The organism is Serratia sp. TSA_7, assembly GCF_052692135.1.
The window spans coordinates 246985-269407 of record NZ_JBQZFU010000001.1 but is presented as its reverse complement, the minus strand read 5'-3'; the positions used below and the strand labels follow the sequence as shown (position 1 = coordinate 269407).

General features: G+C 56.0%; 25 protein-coding genes. 19 read left to right on the top strand and 6 right to left on the bottom strand.

Translation table 11 applies throughout. The features are described 5' to 3' along the window. The first annotated feature begins 9 nt into the window (after positions 1-9). The 9 genes from ACUTQW_RS01330 to ACUTQW_RS01290 all read left to right on the top strand — a co-directional run bounded on the left by ACUTQW_RS01330 (position 10) and on the right by ACUTQW_RS01290 (position 7721). Positions 10-702 carry a hypothetical protein gene (locus tag ACUTQW_RS01330; RefSeq protein ID WP_037430550.1) on the top strand — a complete coding sequence of 231 codons (693 nt, stop codon included), beginning with the start codon at positions 10-12 and terminating at the stop codon, positions 700-702. A 114-nt stretch (positions 703-816) separates the two neighbouring features. Beyond that, a complete protein-coding gene (locus tag ACUTQW_RS01325; protein WP_261149890.1) occupies positions 817-1986 on the top strand; it encodes a phage tail sheath protein in 1170 nt (389 codons plus the stop codon). A 15-nt stretch (positions 1987-2001) separates the two neighbouring features. Continuing rightward, on the top strand, positions 2002-2511 hold the full coding sequence (locus ACUTQW_RS01320) for a phage major tail tube protein (protein WP_037432592.1): 510 nt from the start codon (positions 2002-2004) through the stop codon (positions 2509-2511). A 54-nt stretch (positions 2512-2565) separates the two neighbouring features. Next, entirely contained in the window at positions 2566-2847 is a 282-nt protein-coding gene (locus ACUTQW_RS01315) for a phage tail assembly protein (RefSeq protein ID WP_064799386.1), read from the top strand. 32 nt (positions 2848-2879) lie between these two features. Further along, positions 2880-3002, top strand: coding sequence for a GpE family phage tail protein (locus tag ACUTQW_RS01310; RefSeq protein ID WP_026142543.1), 123 nt, complete (start codon positions 2880-2882; stop codon positions 3000-3002). Beyond that, positions 2995-5769: a phage tail tape measure protein gene (locus ACUTQW_RS01305; RefSeq protein ID WP_445654751.1), complete on the top strand. Its 2775-nt coding sequence runs from the start codon at positions 2995-2997 to the stop codon at positions 5767-5769. Before ACUTQW_RS01310 ends, ACUTQW_RS01305 begins: the two co-directional genes overlap by 8 nt. A gap of 4 nt (positions 5770-5773) precedes the next feature. Further along, positions 5774-6259 (top strand): phage tail protein, encoded by a 486-nt coding sequence (locus ACUTQW_RS01300; protein ID WP_064799384.1) that lies wholly within the window; start codon positions 5774-5776, stop codon positions 6257-6259. Continuing rightward, positions 6256-7404 carry a phage late control D family protein gene (locus ACUTQW_RS01295; RefSeq protein WP_064799383.1) on the top strand — a complete coding sequence of 383 codons (1149 nt, stop codon included), beginning with the start codon at positions 6256-6258 and terminating at the stop codon, positions 7402-7404. Before ACUTQW_RS01300 ends, ACUTQW_RS01295 begins: the two co-directional genes overlap by 4 nt. 98 nt (positions 7405-7502) lie before the next feature. Next, positions 7503-7721 (top strand): DNA-binding transcriptional regulator, encoded by a 219-nt coding sequence (locus ACUTQW_RS01290; protein ID WP_071531438.1) that lies wholly within the window; start codon positions 7503-7505, stop codon positions 7719-7721. Between the two features lie 295 nt (positions 7722-8016). On the opposite strand, the gene ACUTQW_RS01285 is transcribed toward ACUTQW_RS01290, so the two are convergent. After that, positions 8017-9705 carry an aspartate:alanine antiporter gene (locus tag ACUTQW_RS01285; RefSeq protein ID WP_006320902.1) on the bottom strand — a complete coding sequence of 563 codons (1689 nt, stop codon included), beginning with the start codon at positions 9703-9705 and terminating at the stop codon, positions 8017-8019. A 315-nt stretch (positions 9706-10020) separates the two neighbouring features. Here ACUTQW_RS01285 and ACUTQW_RS01280 point away from each other — a divergent pair, with 315 nt between their 5' ends. Beyond that, a complete protein-coding gene (locus tag ACUTQW_RS01280) occupies positions 10021-10410 on the top strand; it encodes an inner membrane protein YbjM (RefSeq protein ID WP_006324512.1) in 390 nt (129 codons plus the stop codon). A gap of 41 nt (positions 10411-10451) precedes the next feature. Here the strand turns inward: ACUTQW_RS01280 and ACUTQW_RS01275 are convergent, their stop codons facing one another. Continuing rightward, positions 10452-10715 carry a GrxA family glutaredoxin gene (locus tag ACUTQW_RS01275; protein WP_006324513.1) on the bottom strand — a complete coding sequence of 88 codons (264 nt, stop codon included), beginning with the start codon at positions 10713-10715 and terminating at the stop codon, positions 10452-10454. A gap of 239 nt (positions 10716-10954) precedes the next feature. Between ACUTQW_RS01275 and ACUTQW_RS01270 the strand changes: the two genes are divergently transcribed. The 9 genes from ACUTQW_RS01270 to rlmC all read left to right on the top strand — a co-directional run bounded on the left by ACUTQW_RS01270 (position 10955) and on the right by rlmC (position 19312). Next, positions 10955-11269: a YbjC family protein gene (locus ACUTQW_RS01270; RefSeq protein ID WP_004942516.1), complete on the top strand. Its 315-nt coding sequence runs from the start codon at positions 10955-10957 to the stop codon at positions 11267-11269. Positions 11270-11325: 56 nt separating this feature from the next. After that, complete coding sequence (gene rimK, locus ACUTQW_RS01265; protein ID WP_020438781.1) at positions 11326-12228, top strand: 30S ribosomal protein S6--L-glutamate ligase; 903 nt, start codon at positions 11326-11328, stop codon at positions 12226-12228. Between the two features lie 164 nt (positions 12229-12392). Then, the gene (locus ACUTQW_RS01260) at positions 12393-12872 is read left to right on the top strand and encodes a type III secretion system chaperone family protein (protein WP_004942518.1); all 480 of its coding nucleotides are present in this window, start codon (positions 12393-12395) and stop codon (positions 12870-12872) included. A 408-nt stretch (positions 12873-13280) separates the two neighbouring features. Beyond that, positions 13281-14390, top strand: a complete 1110-nt coding sequence (gene potF / locus ACUTQW_RS01255; protein ID WP_004942519.1) for a spermidine/putrescine ABC transporter substrate-binding protein PotF — start codon at positions 13281-13283, stop codon at positions 14388-14390. 140 nt (positions 14391-14530) lie between these two features. Further along, complete coding sequence (gene potG / locus ACUTQW_RS01250; RefSeq protein ID WP_006324516.1) at positions 14531-15664, top strand: putrescine ABC transporter ATP-binding subunit PotG; 1134 nt, start codon at positions 14531-14533, stop codon at positions 15662-15664. 24 nt (positions 15665-15688) lie between these two features. Beyond that, complete coding sequence (gene potH, locus ACUTQW_RS01245; RefSeq protein ID WP_006324517.1) at positions 15689-16654, top strand: putrescine ABC transporter permease PotH; 966 nt, start codon at positions 15689-15691, stop codon at positions 16652-16654. Continuing rightward, positions 16651-17496, top strand: a complete 846-nt coding sequence (potI, locus tag ACUTQW_RS01240; protein WP_004942522.1) for a putrescine ABC transporter permease PotI — start codon at positions 16651-16653, stop codon at positions 17494-17496. The genes potH and potI overlap by 4 nt, the downstream gene beginning before the upstream one ends. A gap of 102 nt (positions 17497-17598) precedes the next feature. Then, the gene (locus ACUTQW_RS01235; RefSeq protein WP_004942523.1) at positions 17599-18078 is read left to right on the top strand and encodes a YbjO family protein; all 480 of its coding nucleotides are present in this window, start codon (positions 17599-17601) and stop codon (positions 18076-18078) included. A gap of 70 nt (positions 18079-18148) precedes the next feature. Then, positions 18149-19312 (top strand): 23S rRNA (uracil(747)-C(5))-methyltransferase RlmC, encoded by a 1164-nt coding sequence (gene rlmC / locus ACUTQW_RS01230; protein ID WP_006324519.1) that lies wholly within the window; start codon positions 18149-18151, stop codon positions 19310-19312. Between the two features lie 14 nt (positions 19313-19326). Here the strand turns inward: rlmC and artJ (ACUTQW_RS01225) are convergent, their stop codons facing one another. The 4 genes from artJ (ACUTQW_RS01225) to artJ (ACUTQW_RS01210) form a co-directional block, all read right to left on the bottom strand. Further along, positions 19327-20061, bottom strand: coding sequence for an arginine ABC transporter substrate-binding protein (gene artJ / locus ACUTQW_RS01225; RefSeq protein WP_006324520.1), 735 nt, complete (start codon positions 20059-20061; stop codon positions 19327-19329). A 206-nt stretch (positions 20062-20267) separates the two neighbouring features. Next, positions 20268-20936, bottom strand: a complete 669-nt coding sequence (gene artM / locus ACUTQW_RS01220) for an arginine ABC transporter permease ArtM (protein ID WP_004942528.1) — start codon at positions 20934-20936, stop codon at positions 20268-20270. Further along, a complete protein-coding gene (artQ, locus tag ACUTQW_RS01215) occupies positions 20936-21652 on the bottom strand; it encodes an arginine ABC transporter permease ArtQ (RefSeq protein ID WP_004942529.1) in 717 nt (238 codons plus the stop codon). Before artQ ends, artM begins: the two co-directional genes overlap by 1 nt. Before the next feature lie 9 nt (positions 21653-21661). Next, the gene (gene artJ / locus ACUTQW_RS01210; protein ID WP_006324523.1) at positions 21662-22393 is read right to left on the bottom strand and encodes an arginine ABC transporter substrate-binding protein; all 732 of its coding nucleotides are present in this window, start codon (positions 22391-22393) and stop codon (positions 21662-21664) included. Positions 22394-22423 lie beyond the last annotated feature (30 nt).

Here is a 22423-nt window from a genome sequence, read left to right as displayed (position 1 = left end):
GGAGTTTTTATGTCTTGGGTGTCAGGATTCGGAAGTTTTTTGGGGGCCGCTGCTACAATAATTATTTCTATTTTGGTCTATCTTCATGGGGCACGAAAGGATAAACATCAAATTGATATAGCTTTACTTGAAGAACTTAGGAAAAAAGAGCCAAGTAGGTATCTTGTTGAACGACTGTTTTTTTATTTATATCGATGCTCCAATGTTAGTTACGATGAGATAATTATCCTTATCAATCACACCGAACCTAGGGAGGCAATCCGGAGATTTGCTGTATCGCGTCGATGGTCTCGTGTTTTTAGATTGGTATATGTAAATGGAAATATAGGGTACGAGCTGTGCTCGGGATTTGATACAAGATTTAAAAGGGGTTGGAAGTGTGCCCTTGCTTTAGTGGTGTTTATTCTAATGTATTCACTTGTAATATATTTTGGGAGTGAACTGTTTAGTATTTTGGCTCAAGTGATTAATGACTTTTACAAGGGGGGTGTTAATTTTTCTGATGGTTTTGACAGGTTGTTTTCCGTGGCGGCTTCGTTTTTTTTGACAGTTTTGGCAGGTATCTTCTCTGGGGTTTCTATTATGGTGTCTATGAGTACGCTTTTTTCGTTAAGCAATGTGAAAGAAATAATTAAAACTCATAAGAAATCGCCATGCAAAATGCACACCTCAGAACGTGAAATTTCAGGGGATGTTTTATAAATGCTGATTTAATATAAATGAGTTGTTTGGCTGAACAACAATCCTCATTAAGATGAAAGCTCTGTTATTTGGTTGCATCCTGTCTACATCAACCAATAACGGAGCAAGCTATACATGGCTGACTATCATCACGGCGTGCGTGTTGTCGAAATCAACGACGGCACCCGCGTTATTTCCACTGTCTCGACGGCTATCGTCGGCATGGTCTGCACGGCGGAGGACGCCGACGCGGCCACCTTCCCGCTGAACACCCCAGTGTTGATCACCGACGTGCTGGCTGCCTCCGGCAAGGCCGGTAAAAAAGGCACGCTGGCAGCGGCACTGCTGGCTATCGCTGACCAGTCAAAACCGGTCACGGTGGTTGTGCGTGTTGCCGAAGGCAAAGACGCCAAAGAAACCACTTCAAATATTATCGGCGGCGCTAACGCAGAAGGTCGCTATACCGGCATGAAAGCGCTGCTCTCAGCGCAGGCCGAGTTAGGCGTTAAGCCGCGTATTCTTGGCGTACCGGGCTATGACAATCTGGAAGTGGCTACCGCATTGGCCGGAATCTGCCAAAAGCTGCGCGCATTCGGCTATATCAGCGCTTACGGCTGCAAAACGATGGCGGAGGCAATCAAGTACCGCGCCAATTTCAGCCAGCGTGAGCTGATGCTGATTTGGCCGGATTTTGTCAGCTGGAACACCGCCACCAACAAGAGCGACATTGCCTATGCCACTGCACGGGCGCTGGGCCTGCGCGCCAAAATCGACACGGAAACCGGCTGGCACAAAACCCTTTCTAACGTCGGCGTCAATGGCGTGACCGGCATCAGCGCGAGCGTGTTCTGGGACCTACAGGCTCCCGGCACCGATGCCGATCTGTTGAACCAAGCGTGTGTCACGACGCTTATCCGCAAGGACGGCTTTAAATTCTGGGGTTCGCGTACCTGTTCAGACGATCCGCTGTTCCTGTTCGAAAACTACACCCGCACCGCGCAGGTGCTGGCCGACACCATGGCCGAGGCGCACATGTGGGCGATTGACCGGCCGGTCACCCCGACACTTGTCCGCGACATGATCGACGGCATCAAAGCCAAGTTCCGCGAGCTGAAATCCGCCGGGCTGATTATCGACGGTGATTGCTGGTATGACGAAACCGCCAACGACAAGGACACCCTGAAGGCAGGCAAGCTGTTTATTGATTACGACTACACGCCGGTGCCGCCGCTGGAAGATTTAACCCTGCGCCAGCGCATCACTGACCGCTATCTGGCGACGTTCGCCGCATCCGTGAATCGCTAAAGGAGACGATGATTTATGGCTCTGCCTAAGAAACTGAAATACCTGAACCTGTTCAACGACGGTTTCAATTATATGGGCGTGGTGTCCTCGCTGACGCTGCCAAAACTCACCCGCAAGCTGGAGAAATACCGGGGTGGCGGCATGAACGGTGCAGCCTCCATTGATATGGGGCTGGACGATGACGCGCTGGCGCTGGAATGGAGCATGGGCGGCATTGATGAGCTGGTGCTTAAGCAATGGGGCGCAGTCGATGCTGTGCCGCTGCGCTTTGCCGGTTCTTTCCAACGTGACGACACCGGGGAGGTGTCCGCCGTGGAGGTGGTGATGCGTGGCCGCCACAAAGAAATCGACTTCGGCGAGTACAAACAAGGCGAGGACACCGAAACCAAGGTATCCACCGACTGCACTTATTTCAAGCTGACCGTTGACGGCAAAGAGCTGCTCGAGGTCGATACCGTGAACATGGTCGAAAAGGTCGACGGCGTTGACCGGCTGGCCGAGCACCGTAAGGCCATCGGCCTGTAATTGCGTGCCAGCCCGTCGGGCTGGCCGTTTCCCTGACTGAGAGAGAAAACCACCATGAACGAAGCCAAAGAAAACACCGTTACCCTCGACACCCCGATTAAGCGTGGTGAAACCACTATCACCGACGTGCAGGTGATTAAACCGAATGCAGGCGCACTGCGCGGCGTCGGTCTTGCTGCGGTCGCCAATGCCGATGTTGACGCGCTGCTGGTGATCCTGCCGCGCGTGACCGTACCGAACCTGACCAAAGAAGAATGCGCCCGTTTAGAGCTGCCGGACTTGGTGGCGCTGGCCGGGCAGGTTGTCGGTTTTTTGTCGCCGAAGTTGGCGGAGTAGCGATTGACGCCCGGCTGGGCGTTGATGACCTGATGGCGGATATCGCAGTGATATTCCACTGGCCGCCGTCGGAAATGGCCGGAATGACGCTCACCGAGCTGTTGAACTGGCGTCATAAAGCCCTGCAACGCAGCGGAGTGAATCACGATGAGTAAAAGCCTGCAGCTTCAGGTCTTGCTGAAGGCCGTAGACCAAGCCACACGCCCGCTTAAAAGTATCCAACAGGCCAGTCAACGGCTGGCCGGTGACATCAAGACTACCCAACACACCCTCAAAACGCTGGGCGCACAGGCCGCCCGGATTGAGGGGTTTCGCAAGGCTCAGGGCCAGCTTGCCGTCACCGGGCAGGCGCTGAAAAAAGCCAAAGAAGAAGCGGCCGCGCTGGCCGTTCAGTTTAAGGCGACGGAAAAACCCACGGCGCAGCAGGCGCGGCTGCTGGCAGCGTCAAAGCGTGCCGCTGCTGAGTTGCAGACGAAATACAATGGCTTGCGCCAGTCCGTGCAACGCCAGCGTAATGCGCTCAACGCTGACGGTATCGCCACCAAGAACCTGAGCGCCGAGCAACGCCGGTTAAAATCCAGCGCCGGTGAGGCAACCGCAGCACTAAACCGCCAGCGTGTAGAGCTGGAACGACTGAGTAAAAAGCAGGAATCACTGAGCCGTATTCAGCAGCGGGCGCAGGCCGGTAAAGCGCTGGGCGCAACCGTCCGCAACCAAAGCGCCGTCGGGCTGGGGGTCGCCACCGCCGGACTGTATGCCGAAAGCCGGTTTATGGCTCCGGGTGTGCAGTTCGATAAGCAGATGTCAGACACACAGGCCACATTAGGGCTGGCGAAAAACGACAAGCAACTGGCGGCTATCCGTCAGCAGGCGCGGGACATCGGGGCTACCACCGCCTTTTCTCCGACGGACGTCGCCCGCACGCAGTCCGTGTTGGCGAAATCCGGCTTTAACAGTGATGCCATCCTGAAGTCGACGGAATCCACCGTTAATCTGGCGCTGGCTTCTGATTTGGACATTGCCGACGCGGCGGACATCATTACCAACATGCAATCGGCGTTTAACATGCCGATAGACGAGATCCAGCGTGTTGCGGATGTGATGACCAAGGGATTCACCAGCTCAAACAGCAACCTGATGGATTTTGGCGAGGCGATGAAGTACGTCGCTCCGATTGCCGAGGCGGCCGGGGCCAGTATCGAAGACACCACCGCGTTACTGGGCGTGCTGGCCGATAACGGCATCAAAGGCAGTATGGCCGGGACGGCGACGAGCGCCATGTTTACCCGGCTGCAAGCGCCGGTCGGGCAGGCGCAGGATGCGTTGTCAGAGCTGGGGGTGAAAACCAAAGACAGCAAAGGCAACATGCTGCCGATTGAAGGCATCCTGAAGAAAATCGACAGCTCGTTTAAAAAGAACAAGCTCGGCACCGCGCAGCAGGCGGAATACCTGAAGGTGATTTTCGGCGAAGAGGCGATGAAAGGCGCTATCAAGCTGATTGCTGCGGCAGGCAACGGCAAGCTGGCCGCGAAAAAGCAGACGGTGACAGATTCCAAGGGGGCGACAGAACACATTGCCAAGACGAAAACGGATAACCTCGACGGTGATTTAAAAAACCTCTCCTCGGCCTTTGAAGATATTCAAATTGAGGTCTTTGATAAACAGGATTCCGGGTTGCGTAAGCTCACGCAAAGCGCCACCAAATGGCTCGGCGTGGCCGGGCAATGGGCGAAGGAAAACCCGGAGCTGTCCGGCACGCTGTTTAAGCTGGCACTGGGTCTGACAGCAGTGATCGGCGGCATGGCTATTTTGGGCTTTCTGGCCGGGCCGGTGATCACCGGGTTTAGCCTGTTGATGGGGCCGACGCAGGGGCTGACCAAAGGGCTGTTTAAGCTGAGCCGGGTTGCCGCCACGTTTTCGTTTAAGGGCATAACCACCGCTGCACGCGGGCTTGGCAGCGTGATGAAGTTTACCGGTGGTGCGGTGGGGCGCTCCCTGCTGAGGATGGGCGGTGGCATGCTGAAATTGATGTCAATCGTCGGGCGTGTGTCGTTTGCCGGGCTGGTTAAAGGGCTGCGTTTTGTCGGTACGGCGGTGATGTGGTTGGGCCGCGTCATGATGGCTAACCCGATTTTGGCCGTGATCAGCCTGATTGCCATGGCGGCTGTGTACATCTGGCAGAACTGGGAGACGTTAGGGCCTAAATTTCAGGCCGCATGGGAAACGATCAAAAACGCCACTTTGAGCGCATGGAACAGCATTTCCACCGCGACGTCGGAGGCATGGGAAAACGTCAAGAAATCGACACAAGCGGCATGGCAAAACCTGAAAACGTGGCTCGGCGGGCAGTGGGATGACCTTGTAGGGTCGGCTAAAGCCTTACCCAGCAAGTTTAAAGAAGCCGGGATGAACATGATCAACGGCATCATGGATGGCATTAGCGAGCGTTGGCAGGCCCTGAAAGACAAGATTAGCGGCTTAACCGACATGCTGCCGGACTGGATGAAATTTGGTGGTAAAACCGAAGTGAACCCGGCGATTTCCTACAGCCGTCCCGCGCCTGAGCTGACGCCGGGGCCGGGTTATGCGGGGGCATTCGACAAAGGCGGTGATATCCCGTCCGGGCAGTTTGGCATTGTGGGCGAGCGTGGCCCGGAGATCGTCAACGGCCCGGCCAATATCACCGGGCGGCGTAAAACAGCGGCATTGTCAGCGGCCATGCTGTCACTGTCTACCCCGGTGATGGCGGCGACGCCCCCTGCGGCGCCCGTGCAGATAACCCCGGCGCCGATCACCATTGAGGTGCATGCAGTGCCGGGACAGGACGCGCAGGCCATTGCCCGCGAAGTGTCTCGCCAGCTTGCTGCCGAGCAGCGCAAACAAGCGGCTGCTGCACGTAGCCGCATGAATTACGGAGGGTAACGACATGATGTTAACGCTGGGGCTGTTTGTTTTTATGCTGCAAACCCTGCCGTATCAGTCCCTGAACCGCACGGCCGATTACCGCTGGCCGAGCAATGCGCGTGTGGGCCAGCGCCCGGCGGCGCAGTTTTTGGGGCTGGATGATGAAACCATTACCCTGTCCGGCGTATTACTGCCGGAGATCACCGGCGGCCGCTTTTCGCTGTTAACGTTGCAACTGATGGCGGAGCAGGGGCGGGCGTGGCCGCTGATTGAGGGCAGCGGTACGATTTACGGCATGTTTGTGATTGAGTCGATATCGGAAAGCCATTCGGACTTTTTCGCCGACGGCAGCCCGCGCCGTACCGAGTTCACACTCAATTTAAAGCGGGTGGATGAGTCCTTGTCTGCTATGTTTGGCGATCTGCGGCAGCAAGCTGGAGAGCTATACGATAAAGCGGGCGCGATGGCCGGACAGGCCGCCGGGGCAATGGGAGGGTTTTTATCATGATCACTGGCGTTGCCATGCCTGCCGGGGCATTGATTGCCCCGGACTTCTCATTGTCATTGCAGGAAAAAGACATCACGCAAAACATCCGCAAGCGCCTTATTTCCCTGTCGCTGACCGATAGCCGGGGCTTTGAGGCTGACCAGCTCGACATCGAGCTGGACGACAGCGACGGGCGGATGGTGATGCCCCAACGCAATGCGGTGCTGGCGTTGTCACTCGGCTGGAAAGGTGCGCCACTGACGCCGAAGGGGTTGTTTACTGTGGATGAGGTGGAGCACAGAGGCGCGCCGGATACGCTGACCATCCGCGCCCGGAGTGCCGATTTTCGCGGCTCGTTGAATACCCGCCGGGACGAGTCTTATCATGATACCTGCCTGAGCGATATCGTGCAGAAGGTGGCGGCGCGTAATAAGTTAAAAGCCACGCTGGCCGCCGGTCTGGGAACCATCAAAATCAGCCATATCGACCAGACGCAGGAGACGGACGCGGCATTTCTAACCCGGCTTGCGACGCTTAACGGCGCGGTGGCGGCAGTGAAAAATGGTGTTCTGTTATTTATGCGGCCGGGTAACGGCACCAGCGTGAGCGGTAAACCGTTACCGGTGTTCACCATCACGCGACAGGATGGCGATCAGCACAGCTTCAGTATTGCCGACAGGGACGCCTACACCGGCGTGATGGCGAGTTGGCTTAACACTAAGCAGCCGAAGCCAAAGAAAGTGAAGCTGCAGCGTAAGCCGAAAGAGCAGTATTTACGGGCATTGCAGCATCCCAAAGCCAAGCCGGCTGCCACCAAAAAAACGGGGAAACCGGCGGAGGAGAAAAGCGGCGACTATCTGGCGGGGGCTGAAGATAACGTGTTTGCTATCACCAAGATTTACGCCACCAAGGCCGCTGCTATGCGGGCCGCGCAGGCTAAATGGGAAAAGCTTCAGCGCGGAGCGGCTGAGTTCTCACTGTCGCTGGCGATGGGCCGGGCTAACATCACGCCGGAAACGCCGGTACGCGTAAGCGGTTTTAAAGAGGTGATCGACGCGCAGCACTGGATAGTAAGCAAAGCCACGCACAGCCTCAGCAACAGCGGTTTTACCACGGTGCTGGAGTTCGAGGTTTTGCTTTCTGATGTGACTTATGAAGTCTCGTAATGTGAATTATTTTTTGTAAATTCACTTAAAGGTTGTTTTGTTCTCGATCGGGGAGGGTATTATCGCGGCAATTGAGAGATTAAGAAGGGGATATCAATATGATGCATTGCCCGCTTTGCCGAACTGCCGCCCATGCCCGCACAAGCCGCTACTTGAGTGAGAACACCAAGGAACGCTATCACCAGTGCCAAAATATCAATTGCAGCTGTACTTTCGTGACGCTGGAATCTATCCAACGGCAGATTGTATCACCGGGTAAAATTGATATTGCTCCACCGCATCCAACAAGGAGCAATCAGGGATCACTTTGGATTTAACAAGAAGCCTGCGAAAGCAGGTTTTTTTGTGCCCCGCAAAATGGCTGTCGCCATTTTGTCGCCACTGGACGAATTTCCCTCTCTCAATGTATTGTTTTATAACGATATTTTCTACAGGCAACAAAAAACCCGATAGTCTTGAACCTAAAAAGGCGGGACTAACGGGCTCCACAAAATGGGGACATCAAAGAAAAGCAGTGGCACTAATTCAGACTACCCCCGGAAAGGAAAGTTCTCGCCGGCGATAAAAATTTCAAAATATATTTGCCACTGATACATCTTTGTTGCTTATCGGTTAGCCGAGTATCCCCGGCCACAACACCACAATCAACGAACCTGCCAGGGTTAACAACACGTTAGCTATGGCGTAGGTTCCGGCGTAGCCCAGTGCAGGGATGTTACTGCGTGCAGTATCGCTGATGATTTCCATTGCTGGCGCACAGGTTCGTGCCCCCATAATCGCGCCGAACAGCAGGGCGCGGTTCATGCGCAGCACATAGGCGCCAAACAGGAAGCAGATCACCACCGGCACCAGGCTGACGATCAACCCGGCGATCAGCATCTGGCCACCGACGGCGCCGAGGCTGTGGCCGATGCCCGCACCGGCGCTCAGGCCCACGCCGGCCATAAACACCATCAGGCCAAATTCTTTCACCATGTTCAACGCGCCCTGCGGAATGTAGCCGAAGGTCGGGTGGTTGGCGCGCAGGAAGCCCAGCATGATGCCGGACATCAACAGACCGGCGGCGTTGCCGATGCCGAACGAGAAATTGCTGAACTGGATGGTGATCTGGCCAATCATCAACCCGATGATGAAGAAGGAGCAGAAGGCCAACAGATCGGTCACCTGGCTGTGGATAGAGATAAAGCCGATCTTCTCCGCCACGCTTTTCACCCGGCGCGCGTCGCCGCTGACCTGCAGCACGTCGCCTTTGTTGAGCACTATGCTGTCGTCAATGGGCATTTCAATCTGGCTGCGGATCACCCGGTTGAGGAAGCAGCCGTGATCGGTCAGCTTTAACTGGCTCAGGCGCTTGTTTACCGCATTGCTGTTCTTGACCACGATCTCTTCGGTGACGATGCGCATGTCCAGCAGATCCCGGTCGAACACTTCTTTACCGTTGCGGAAGCTGGGGTCCAGCCGCGCATGGGCGTCCGGGTAACCGACCAGGGAAATCTCGTCGCCCACCTGCAGCACCGCATCGCCGTCCGGGTTCGCCAGAATGCCGTTGCGGCGGATGCGTTCTATATAGCAACCAGTCTGGCGATAGATGCCCAGCTCACGCAGGTTTTTGCCATCGGCCCAGGCCACCAGCTCCTGGCCAACGCGGTAGGCGCGAATGACCGGCAGGTAAACCTTGCGCTGGCTGTCGGTATCCAGACCGCGCTCGCGGGCGATCTGCTGGGCAGAGGTGGAGAGATCCTGATGTTGCAGCTTGGGCAGGTAGCGCGCGCCGAAGATCAGGCTCACCAGGCCAATCAGGTAGGTCAGGGCATAGCCGAGGCTCAGATGGTCCTGCGCCGCCAGCAGCGCTGGGCCGTTGACGATGGTGTTGCGCAGCGTATCGCCAGCACCCACCAGCACCGGGGTCGAGGTCATCGATCCGGCCAGCATGCCGGCGGTTAGCCCGATGTCCCAATGGAACAACTTGCCAAGACCGATAGCGATCACCATCGCGGAGCCGACCATCACCAACGCCAGCATCAGGTAATTTTTGCCGTCGCGGAAAAAAATTGAGAAAAAGTTTGGCCCGGCTTCCACGCCGACGCAGAAAATAAACAGCATAAAGCCGAGATTCAGCGCTTCGGTGTTAATGGCGAAATGTTGTTGGCCCAGCAGCAGCGAAACCACCAAAACGCCAATGGAATTACCGAGTTGAACGGAGCCCAGACGAACTTTACCGAGGCACAGCCCCAGTGCGAGTACCACAAACAGTAACAGGATGTAGTTACCGTTTAACAAACTAGCGACGTTTATGTTCACGGAGGATAACTTATTGTTTACCAGTAAGTGCTTGATGTAGATGACTATAAGATATAAATTCAGTCGGAAAATGACGTCATAAATAACTAACCAGCGGAAGGCGATCCGAACCATCGATCGGCGGCGTATATTCTAGTCGCTATGGCGCGCGACAGCCAGCATTAAGCTGAGTTCCTGCGCTGCCGAACGCATTTAACTCTCTTTAGACCAAGGAAAAAGTTCAGCTCAGCGTTGCCGTGTATGGCAAGGCGTCACCTGTTTCGTGACACGGCTGATTTCTACGGGGTAGTGACGACGCTAAAGGGGAGTCTCCGCATGGCGAATTATCGGTATTGGGTGGGCATTTTAAGCTGTTCTCTGCTGTTCAGCCTGGTGTTTCTCGGCCAGCAGAGCGGGGCGTTCGGCAGCACGGATCACGAGCATCACGGTGAAACCGGCCTGCTGCTGTTTGTGATACCCGGCATGATCGCCAGCTATTTGTCGAGCAAAAAGCGGATCCTCTGCCCGTTGTTGGGCGCGCTGTATGCGCTGCCGCTGTGCCTGACGATCCGCCATTTTTGGCTGACGCCGTTTTATTCGTTCTGGCAGGAACTGGCCTATGCCACCAGCGCGGTGTTTTGGTGCGTATTCGGCGCCCTGCTGGCGCTGTTTGTGCGCAGCCTGTTGCAGGCGTTTCAGCCAGGTCACCGTCGCGAACGGCAATAAAAAAGGCGCTCTAAGCGCCTTTTTGCTGAATAACCTGAGGATTACTGGAACAGATTCAGGTTTTCTTTGGCGTAGGCTTCGAAATCGGTGAAGCCGCCAATGTGTTTTTCATCAAGGAAGATCTGCGGTACGGTTTCTACCGGTTTGCCGACGGTTTTTTCCAGATCGGCCTTGGTGATGCCTTCAGCGTGAATATCAATGTAACGGAAGTTGAAATCGTCACGGTCTTCAGTCAGTTTTTCCGCCAACTCTTTCGCACGGACACAATAAGGACAGCCTGGGCGCCCGAAGATTACTGCAAACATGCATCACTCCTTAGTTGATATTCAATTAGTTAATCGCTACTGCAACGACATTCTGTCAGCCGAAAAAGCCTTGGTCTGCGCATTACCTGCGTTAATGTCGGTTACTATGCCCGTTGGCCCGGTGAAAAAAAAGCAGGAATTACCTGTTAATCTGATTCATGTAACCGATTAAGCCGCCGGGGCTGTCGCCGTCGTGGGGAATTCACTACACTGGGGGCAGTGCCTCTGGAGAAAAAAATATGCGTTCGTTCGGTGACTTACCGCGCCCGGTGCTGGTATTGGAAGGCTTGGGTATGGTGCTGTTGGTGCTGGCCTATCTGAGTATTCACGATCATGTCCACCTGCCGGGTTGGCTGGCTTCACAGCAGGCGGCGGTGGCGATGATCTTTCTCGGTGTGGCGTTGATGGTGCCGGCGGCGGCGTTTTTGGTCTGGCGTGTGGCACAGGGTTTTGGCCCATTGATGCGTGGCGGTCTGCCACCGGAAAACGATCGGCATAAGCCCGCTCCGAAAAATGCGTCGGACGATAAAAATGACCGTGAGCCGCGCGCCTGAGCGCCGGCCGCCGATAAGACGCCTGCCTGGCAGGTAATTGCTTTTTGGGGTGACGAGTGAAAATTGCCATTCTTTCGCGCGATGGAACGCTGTATTCGTGCAAACGTCTGTTGGGAGCGGCAGAGCAGCGCGGGCACAGTATTGATATTATCGATCCGCTCTCCTGTTATATGAACATCAACCCCGCCGCGCCGACTATCCATTATCGCGGCCGTCAGTTGGACCGTTATGATGCGGTGATCCCGCGTATCGGCTCCGCCATCACTTTTTACGGCACTGCAGTGCTGCGGCAGTTTGAGCTGCTGGGCAGCTATCCCCTGAATGAGTCGGTGGCGATCACCCGGGCGCGCGACAAGCTGCGTTCGCTGCAATTGCTGGCGAGGCAGGGAATAGACCTGCCGATCACCGGTTTCGCCCATTCTCCTGACGATACCGGCGATCTGATCGAACTGGTCGGCGGTGCGCCGCTGGTGGTCAAACTGGTCGAAGGCACTCAGGGCATCGGCGTGGTATTGGCGGAAACGCGCCAGGCGGCGGAGAGCGTGATTGACGCCTTCCGCGGTCTCAATGCCCATATTCTGGTGCAGGAGTTCATTCGCGAGGCGCAGGGCAGGGACGTGCGCTGTCTGGTGGTGGGTGGCAAGGTCGTGGCCGCTATCGAGCGGCAGGCCAAGGCCGGGGAGTTCCGTTCCAATCTGCACCGCGGCGGTACCGCCCGCAAAGTGAGCATTACCGCCAAAGAGCGGGCGATTGCGGTGAAGGCCGCGACTACGCTGGGGTTGGACGTCGCCGGGGTGGATATCCTGCGTGCGGCCCGTGGCCCGCTGGTGATGGAAGTCAACGCCTCTCCGGGGCTGGAAGGGGTGGAGAAAACCACCGGGCTGGATATCGCCGGCATGATGATCGAATACATTGAACAGCGCGCCCGGCCGGGGTTTCGCCTGAAATCGGGCGGCTGAATGCCCGGCGGTAAAGATTCGCGGCTTTGCGGCTGGTACTGCGGCCTTTTCTCGCCCATATTTATCCTATCAGCGAATTAAGCGGCTTTGATCGTGGCGTATTGGGGCAATATTCCGTAAGCTATGCGCCTTTTTCGCGTTTTGAATATTGTGAGGCTGGTAATATGGATTCACTCATAGTCCCTGATTTGGCGTTGTTGCGACGTTGGCTGGATCAATCGGGCATTTCATTCTTTGAGTGCGATTCCTGCCAGGCGCTGCACCTGCCGCACATGCAAAACTTCGACGGCGTGTTCGACGCCAAGATCGATCTGGTAGACAACGTGATCTTGTTCTCCGCGTTGGCCGAGGTGAAGCCGACCGCGCTGATCCCGCTGGTGGCCGATCTCAGCCAGATCAACGCCAGTTCGCTGACCATCAAGGCGTTTGTCGATATCCAAGACGATAATCTGCCGAAACTGATCGTCTGTCAGTCGCTGAGTATCGCCGTGGGCGTGACGCTGGAGCAGTTCACCCACTTTATGCAGCAGGGCGAAGAACAGATCTCGATGGTGATCCTCGAGGCGCGGGCGAACGATCTGCTGTTTATGGGTGACGAAGAAGAGAACCCGGCTGCCGCTGACCGCCAGCCAATGCTGCATTGATCGCCGCTGTAGATGATGCATGCCGCACCTCCGGCGGCATGCTGCCCTTATTTCCTTCCGCAATAATATATTCTGCGTTTTACCCTCTGTTGCCAGATATTTCTCGTCGTTTATGCCATTAATGGCGTATCACATAGAGAGAAACTGCATAAAAAATCGATAAAAGGCGTTTTTGGCCCTGAAGGCTGGTGCGTTCCGGCAACACCGGTTATGCTGCTGATTCTGCTAAGGGCTTGCGATTCCCCTTGTAACCACGCGAGCTGGACAGCTGAAAAAGGCGTATGCAATCAAATGCATAGCCATTCAATTCGCGGTTGCAACGATTGCGCTCGATCAGGAAAGGTTTTGTATCATTTCGGGATACAAGTTCAATTCTATGATTCACCCCTGTTTTGGAGGAAGTTACGGATGGTCACCCAACGTAAAAAGTGGTTATCGGGTGTTGTTGCCGGCTTGCTGATGGCCGCGTCCGTCACCGCGTCAGCCGATGAAAAAACGCTGCACGTCTATAACTGGTCCGACTATATTGCGCCGGACACCTTAGCTAAATTCCAGAAAGAAACCGGCATCAAAGTGGTGTACGACGTCTTTGACTCCAACGAAGTGCTGGAAGGCAAATTGATGGCGGGCAGCACCGGTTATGACCTGGTGGTGCCTTCGTCCAACTTCCTTGAGCGCCAGTCGAAGGCCGGTATCTTTGAGCCGCTCGACAAGAGCAAAATGCCGAATTACAAAAACCTTGATCCCGATATGCTGAAACTGGTGGCGCATAACGACAAGGACAACAAGTACGGCATTCCTTACCTGATGGTGACCACCGGCATCGGCTACAACGTCGACAAGGTGAAAGCGGTTCTGGGCAAAGACGCGCCGGTCGACAGTTGGGATCTGATCCTCAAACCGGAAAACCTTGAAAAGCTGAAGAGCTGTGGCGTTTCCTTCCTGGATGCGCCTAGCGAAGTCTATGCGACCGTGTTGCATTACCTGGGCAAAGATCCCAACAGCACCAACGCGGCGGATTACACCGGCGCTGCGAACGATCTGCTGCTCAAACTGCGGCCGAACATCCGTTACTTCCACTCTTCCCAGTACATCAACGATCTGGCGAACGGCGATATCTGCGTGGCGATCGGCTGGTCCGGCGACGTGATGCAGGCGGCTAACCGCGCCAAAGAAGCGAAGAATGGCGTGAACGTGGCTTACACCATTCCGAAAGAAGGGGCGCTGACCTATTTTGACATGTTCGCCATGCCGGCGGACGCCAAAAACAAGGATGCTGCCTACCAGTTCCTGAACTTCCTGCTCAAGCCGGACGTGATGGCGGGCATCAGCAACTTCGTGTATTACGCCAACGCGGTGAAGGATTCCACGCCGCTGGTGAACGCTGACATTCGCAACAACCCGAACGTGTATCCACCGGCCGATCTGAGCGCCAAGCTGTTCACGCTGAACGTGCAATCGCCGAAGCTGGACCGTGTCATTACCCGTGCCTGGACTAAAGTTAAAAGCGGGAAGTAATACGGAAGGGCTCAGTTTCCTGAGCCCGGTTTTCAGTCGTGTTCTGACCAGCAGGCGGGGGCTCCCCGCCTGCGTTGCCATTTTGGGCCATGGCAATCGCCGTGGTTTTTTGCACTGCTTTACACCGGAGAGCACCCCGATTGAACGACGTCATTCCTCGTCCTCAAGCCAAGTCGCAGAAGGTTTTCACCCCTCTGCTGGAAATCCGTAACCTCACTAAAACCTTTGACGGCCAAAACGCGGTCGAAGACGTCAGTCTGACCATCTACAAGGGCGAAATCTTTGCGCTGCTGGGGCCGTCCGGCTGCGGCAAGTCTACGTTGTTGCGCATGCTGGCTGGCTTTGAACAGCCAACGGAAGGGCAGATTGTGCTCGACGGGCAGGACATGTCGCATGTGCCGCCTTACCAACGGCCAATCAATATGATGTTCCAGTCTTATGCGTTGTTCCCGCACATGACGGTTGAGCAGAATATCGCTTTCGGCCTGAAGCAGGACAAGATGCCGCGTGCGGAAATCGCCGAACGGGTGGCGGAAATGCTGTCGCTGGTGCACATGCAAGAGTTCGCCAAACGCAAGCCGCATCAGTTGTCCGGTGGCCAGCGTCAGCGTGTGGCGCTGGCGCGTAGCCTGGCCAAGCGGCCGAAGCTGTTGCTGCTGGATGAACCTATGGGCGCGCTGGATAAAAAACTGCGTGACCGCATGCAGCTTGAAGTGACGGATATTCTTGAGCGCGTAGGCGTGACCTGCGTAATGGTCACCCACGATCAGGAAGAAGCGATGACCATGGCGGGGCGCATCGCCATCATGAACCGCGGCAAGTTTGTGCAAATCGGTGAGCCGGAAGAGATCTACGAGCATCCGAACAGCCGCTTCAGCGCCGAATTTATCGGCTCGGTCAACGTCTTTGACTGCGTGCTGCAGGAACGTCATGAGGATGCGCTGATCCTGCAAAGCCCCGGCTTGCGTCATGCGATAAAAGTGGATCCGGATTCGTCGGTGGTGGACGGCGTGCCGATCCAGGTTGCGCTACGGCCGGAAAAAATCATGCTGTGCGAAGAGGTGCCGCAAGACGGCTGCAACTTTGCGGTGGGGGAAGTGGTGCATATCGCTTACCTCGGCGATTTGTCGATCTACCACGTGAAGCTGCTCAGCGGCCAGATGCTCAGCGCCCAGTTGCAGAACGGCCACCGTTTCCGCAAAGGGATGCCGACCTGGGGCGATGAAGTGCGCCTGTGTTGGGAAGCCGACAGCTGCGTAGTGTTGACGGTGTAGTTGAGAAGGTGAGGAGTAATTGTTATGACAATGCTTTCTGAACGCACGCCGTCGGAACCGCCGGCTAGCGGCCCCGGCCCGCTCAAAGCGTTTTTCCAGCGCCTGCAAATGGCCCATGGCCGCAAGCTGGTGATTGCGGTGCCGCTGCTGTGGCTGATGCTGCTGTTCCTGCTGCCGTTCTTGATTGTGTTCAAGATCAGCCTGTCGGAGCTGGCGTTGGCCGTTCCGCCATACACCGATCTGATGAGCTGGGCGGAAGGCAAGCTGGATATCGCGCTCAACTTTGCCAACTACCTGCAATTGACCGACGATCCGCTGTATCTGGATGCCTATCTGCAATCGTTGCAGGTGGCGGCGGTATCGACGATTTGCTGCCTGATCATCGGTTACCCGTTGGCCTGGGCGGTGGCGCACAGCAAATCTTCAACCCGCAACATTTTGCTGCTGCTGGTGATCCTGCCGTCGTGGACCTCGTTCCTGATCCGCGTTTACGCCTGGATGGGGATCCTGAAAAACAACGGTATCCTCAACAACTTTCTGCTGTGGTTGGGGGTTATCGATCATCCGTTGGTGATCCTGCACACCAATCTGGCGGTGTATATCGGCGTGGTGTATTCCTACCTGCCGTTTATGGTATTGCCCATTTATACCGCACTGACCCGGCTGGATTACTCGCTGGTTGAGGCTTCGCTGGATCTGGGCGCCAAACCGTTGAAAACCTTCTTTAGCGTGATAGTGCCGCTGACGCGCGGCGGTATCATCGCCGGTTCGATGCTGGTGTTTATCCCGGCGGTGGGCGAGTTTGTGATCCCGGAACTGCTGGGCGGGCCGGACAGTATCATGATCGGCCGCGTGCTGTGGCAGGAGTTCTTCAATAACCGCGACTGGCCGGTGGCCTCGGCGGTTGCCACCGTCATGCTGCTGTTGTTGATCGTACCGATTCTCTGGTTCCACAAGCACCAGAACAAGGAAATGGGGGGGCAGGGATGAACAACTTGCCGGTAGTGCGTTCACCGTGGCGTATCGCCATTCTGGTGATAGGTTTCACCTTCCTGTATGCGCCGATGCTGATGCTGGTCATTTACTCGTTCAACAGCTCCAAGCTGGTGACGGTATGGGCCGGTTGGTCGACGCGCTGGTATTCAGAGCTGTTCCATGATTCGGCGATGATCAGCGCCGTTGGGCTGAGCCTGACGATAGCGGCCGCTGCGGCGACCGCCGCAGTGGTGCTGGGGGCGATTGCCGCCGTGGTGATGGTGCGTTTCGGCCGTTTCCGCGGGTCAACGGGGTTTGCCTTTATGCTGACCGCGCCGCTGGTCATGCCGGACGTGATCACCGGCCTGTCGCTGCTGCTGCTGTTTGTGGCGATGGGGCACGCGTTTGGCTGGCCGTCGGAGCGCGGGATGTTCACCATCTGGTTGGCGCACGTCACCTTCTGTACCGCCTATGTTTCGGTGGTGATCAGTTCGCGCCTGCGTGAGCTGGACCGCTCAATCGAAGAGGCGGCGATGGATCTGGGCGCGACGCCGCTAAAAGTGTTCTTCGTGATCACGCTGCCGATGATTGCTCCGGCGCTGGTTGCCGGCTGGATGCTGGCGTTCACTCTGTCGTTGGATGATTTGGTTATCGCCAGCTTCGTTGCCGGGCCGGGCGCGACTACCTTGCCGATGCTGGTGTTCTCCAGCGTGCGCATGGGGGTAAATCCGGAAATCAATGCCCTGGCGAGTTTGATTCTGCTGGTGGTGGGGATTATCGGTTTGATTGCCTGGTGGTTTATGGCGCGCTCGGAAAAACAGCGATCGCGCGAATTACAAAAGGCCGCCCGTAGCTGATTCGGTTCAAACCTGCTATTTTTGAAATTATTGGTATTGCAATTGATTACCTGACTTTATATATGCCGCCTGAATAGGCGGCGTTTGGTTGTATACACGGATATGTCAGACATGCTGAACAGCAGGCAGGGAATGAGATCGACTTCAGATGCGCCAGTACCGGTGATGGTGGCCGGGACGGCAATGGTGGCTATCAAATGCATCAGCGTGCTGTTGCTGTTGGGGGAACTGGGTGTCGACGGCACTCAGGAGTTTGTCAGTACCAGCGCCCAGGCCTGGGATTCCACGTTTATCTTTCTGGCCGGCCTGCTGTTGCTGTGCCTGCAAATCAGCTGCGGTTTTGCGGTGATGCGCGGCCGCAATTGGGGGCGCTGGGGCTACGTGATTTGCCAGTGTCTGGTGGTCGGCTATTTGCTGTTGGCGACCATCGGCAGCTTTCTGCCGGAGGTTTTTACCGTTGAAGGGGAAACCAGCAGCCAGATCCTGCATGTCCTGATCCTGCAAAAAATTCCCGACGCGGTTATCCTGGCGTTACTGTTTGTTCCCGTCACCAGCCGCCGGTATTTTGCCGCCCGCGATTAAGACTTTAAGGGCGCAGAGTGCTAAACTCTGCGCCCTTAATTATTCACCCCGAACTTACAGGGTCATCTTTATGCATTGCGCTTTGTATACGGCAGGAACCTGCCGTTCCTGTCAGTGGCTGGAAAAACCTTACCCGCAGCAACTGACGGACAAACAGCATCACCTGCAATCGCTGCTGGCCGGGCGTGATGTCGCCCAGTGGCTGGAACCGCTTGCCGGCGAGCAGAGCGCTTTTCGCAATAAAGCCAAAATGGTGGTCAGCGGCAGCGTAGAGCGCCCGCTGCTCGGCATGCTGCATCGCGACGGCACGCCGGTCGATCTGAGTGCTTGCCCGTTGTATCCCGCCAGCTTTGAACCCATGTTCGTGGTGTTGAAAAGCTTTATCGCCCGCGCCGGCCTGACGCCGTATAACGTGGCGCGCAAACGTGGCGAATTGAAGTACCTGTTGTTGACCGAAAGCACCCACAGCGGCGGCGTAATGTTGCGCTTTGTACTGCGTTCGGATAGCAAACTGGCGCAACTTCGCGCCGCGTTGCCGTGGCTGCAGCAACAATTACCGCAGCTCAGGGTGATTTCTGCCAATATTCAGCCGGTACATATGGCGATTATGGAAGGGGAGCGCGAGATCCCGCTGACCGAGCAGCAGGCGCTGGAGGAGCAGTTTAATCAGGTGCCGCTGTATATCCGCCCGCAAAGCTTCTTCCAGACCAATCCTCAGGTGGCGGCCAAATTGTACGCTACCGCGCGCGACTGGGTTAGGGCGCTGGGTATCGACAGCATGTGGGATCTGTTCTGCGGCGTGGGTGGGTTTGGCCTGCACTGCGCGCAGCCGGAAACCCGGCTCACCGGCATTGAAATCAGCGCCGAAGCCATCGCTTGCGCACGCCAGTCGGCGGAAACGTTGGGGTTGCAGCACGTCAGTTTCCAGGCGCTGGACTCCACGCGTTTTGCCACCGCTGAAGGCAGCGTGCCGCAGCTGGTGCTGGTCAATCCGCCACGGCGCGGTATCGGCCAGGCGCTGTGCGACTACCTGAACCAGATGGCGCCAGGCTACATTCTGTATTCAAGCTGTAATGCCGAGAGCATGGCGAAAGACATTGAAGGGCTGCCGGATTATCGCATCGAGCGTGTGCAGCTGTTCGATATGTTCCCGCATACCGCCCATTACGAAGTGCTGACGTTGCTGGTGCGTAACTGCAAAGACCCGGATAGCCGGGTCTTGTTTACAGATTAATGTCGTTTTAGGTCTTACTGCGGGAACCACTTGTCGTTGATGGCCTTGTAAGTCCCGTCGGCTTTGATGGCGTCCAGCGCGGCGTTCAGCTTGGCCAGCAGCGCCTTGTTGTCTGGACGCACCGCAATGCCCAGACCGGTGCCGAAGTACTGCGCGTCGGTGACGTGCTCGCCTACCGGCGCCAGTTGAGGGTTGTTTTTCAGCCATTCGTTCACCACGGCGGTATCGCCGAATACGCCGTCGATACGGCCATTTTTCAGCTCGAGAATGGCATTTTGGTAGCTGTCGTAAGAGACGGTGTTAATCTCCGGGTGCTTGTCTTGCATGTATTTCTGGTGAGTGGTGCCGTTCTCCATACCCACCTTTTTGCCTTTCAGATCGGCCAGCGAGCTGAATTTCCCTTTCTCGGCGATCACAATCGCCGAGTTGGCGTAGTACGGCTGGGTGAAGGCGACCTGCTTGCTGCGCTCCGGCGTGATATCCATACCTGAGATCACCGCATCGTATTTTTTGAATTTCAGCGCGGCGATCAGGCTGTCGAACGCCTGGTTGGTGAAGGTGCATTCCGTTTTCATTTGTTTGCAGAGCGCATTAGCCAGATCGATATCAAAACCAACGATTTTATTGCTGGCATCCAGTGATTCGAACGGTGGATAGGTGGCGGAAGCGGCGAAGCGAATGGTGTCGGCAGCGCCGGCGTTGAAGGCGATCCCGGCCAGTACCGTCGCGGCAAGTAATAGTTTTTTCATGCGTAAAGCTCCTGTCTGCAAGTCTGCGTGTTTTTATCTCGCCACCGCTTGATTTTACTGACAATAACCCAAAGGTTCTCGCGGTGGTCGCTGGCGTTTACCCTGCCATTTAATGAATTGATATGCAATATAAATGATTAAAAAAGTACAGCGGAAATAAAAAGCCCTGCGCGAAGGCAGGGCTTTTAGACTGACTGGCCGATCACTCAGTTGCGGCGTTCGAACGCCAGCGCACGCCGCTCGACGATGCGCATCAGCAACGTCAGCAGGCCGTTGACGCACAGATACACCAGACCGGCGGCGCCAAATACCATCACGTCATAGGTGCGGCCATACATCAGTTGGCTGTAGCCCATCACTTCCATCAAGGTAATGGTATAAGCCAGCGAGGTGCTTTTGAACACCAGAACCACTTCGTTGGAGTAGGACGACAGCGCGCGCTTGAAGGCGAAAGGCAGCAGAATGCGCAGCGACTGTGAGCGTGACATGCCCAGCGCTTCGCAGGATTGCCATTGGCCGGCCGGGATCGCCCGCACCGCACCGTAAAACAGCTGGGTGGTGTAGGCCGCGCTGTTCAGCGCCAGCGCGATCATCGCGCACAGCCACGGCTGCGACAGCAGGTTCCATAACCACGGATACTCACGGATCGCCGGGAACTGGCCGGGGCCATAGTAGATCAGGAATATCTGCACCAGCAGCGGGGTGCCGGTGAACAGCGTGATATAGATCTTCACGAGCGGCGTCAGGATCGGCGTTTTCAGCGTCAGGATCACCGTCAGCAGCAGCGACAACACCAGCGCCACAATCAACGCGGTGATGGTCAGCGTCAGGCTGGTGTGCAGCCCTTTGATAATTTCCGGCAAGAACTCAAGCATCAGACAGGCCCCCGCTCAAAACGCGTGGTACGCAGTTCGATGCGTTTGATAGCGTACTGGCTGAACAGGGTGACGACCAGATAGATAGCCGCCGCAATGACGTACCAGGTAAAAGGCTCCTGGGTGCGGGTGGCGATGCTCTTGGTTTGCAACATCAGATCGTTAACGCTGATCAATGACACCAGCGCGGTATCTTTCAGCAATACCAGCCACTGGTTGCCGAGGCCGGGCAACGCATGGCGCCACATCTGCGGCATGATCAGGCGAAAGAAAATGGCTGCCGTACTCATCCCGAGCGCCTGTCCGGATTCCCATTGGCCCTGCGGTACGGCCTTCAATGCCCCGCGCAGCGTCTGCGATGCATAAGCCGAATAGAGCAGGGCGAGCGCGATCACGCCGCACAGGAACGGGCTGACTTCGAAGTTATCGATCGCCAGTTGAATGGGCAGTTGGAACAGGCCGAAATTCAGGGTGAAGCCGTCGGACAGCATCAACAGCAGCTGCGACGAACCGAAATAGATAAACAGCACCACCAGAATTTCCGGCAGGCCGCGCAGCAGCGTGACCCAGGCAGTGCCGAGCCAGCTGACCACTTTCCAGCGTGACGATTCCCAGACGGCAAACAGCATCGCCAGGATCAGCCCGAGGATAAGGGCGCAAACGGCAAGGCCGACGGTCATCCCGGCGGCGCTTGCTAGAGGTTGAATTTCATTCATCGGGGTTGATTACTGCTGGAACCATTTTTTGTAGATGGTTTCGTAAGTCCCATCCTGTTTGATTTTGTCCAGAGCCGCATTGAACTTGCCCTGCAACTCGGTATTTTTCTGACGCACGGCAATGCCCAGACCGGTGCCGAAGTAATCTTTGTCCGTCACTTTATTGCCTACCGCCGCCAGTGCAGCGTTTTGTTTCAGCCATTCGTTGACCACCGCTGTGTCACCGAATACCGCGTCAACGCGGCCATTTTTCAGGTCCAGAATGGCATTCTGATAGCTGTCATAAGGTACGGTCGTGATTTCCGGGTGTTTGTCGGTCAGGTATTTTTGATGGGTGGTGCCATTTTGCACGCCCACTTTTTTGCCTTTCAGCGCAGCAACGTCGGCCACTTTGCCTTTCTGCGCGACAAACAGGGCGGAGTTGTCGTAATACGGCTTGGTGAACAGCACCTGTTTTTCACGCTCAGGCGTGATGTCCATACCGGCCATGACCGCGTCGAAGCGCTTGAACTTCAGGCTTGGGATCAGGCTGTCGAAGGCCTGATTGGTGAAGGTGCAGTCGGCCTGGATCTCTTTACACAGCGCATTGGCCAGATCGACGTCAAAACCCTGGATCTTGTTGCCGGCGTCAATAAATTCAAATGGAGGATATGAGGCTTCGGTAGCGAAACGGATCGTTTCGGCTGCAGAGGCGGAAACGCTGATGCCGGCCAGAACGGCGGCGATTATTAGTTTTTTCATCGCAAACTCCCCAAATTACAGCAAGTAAAA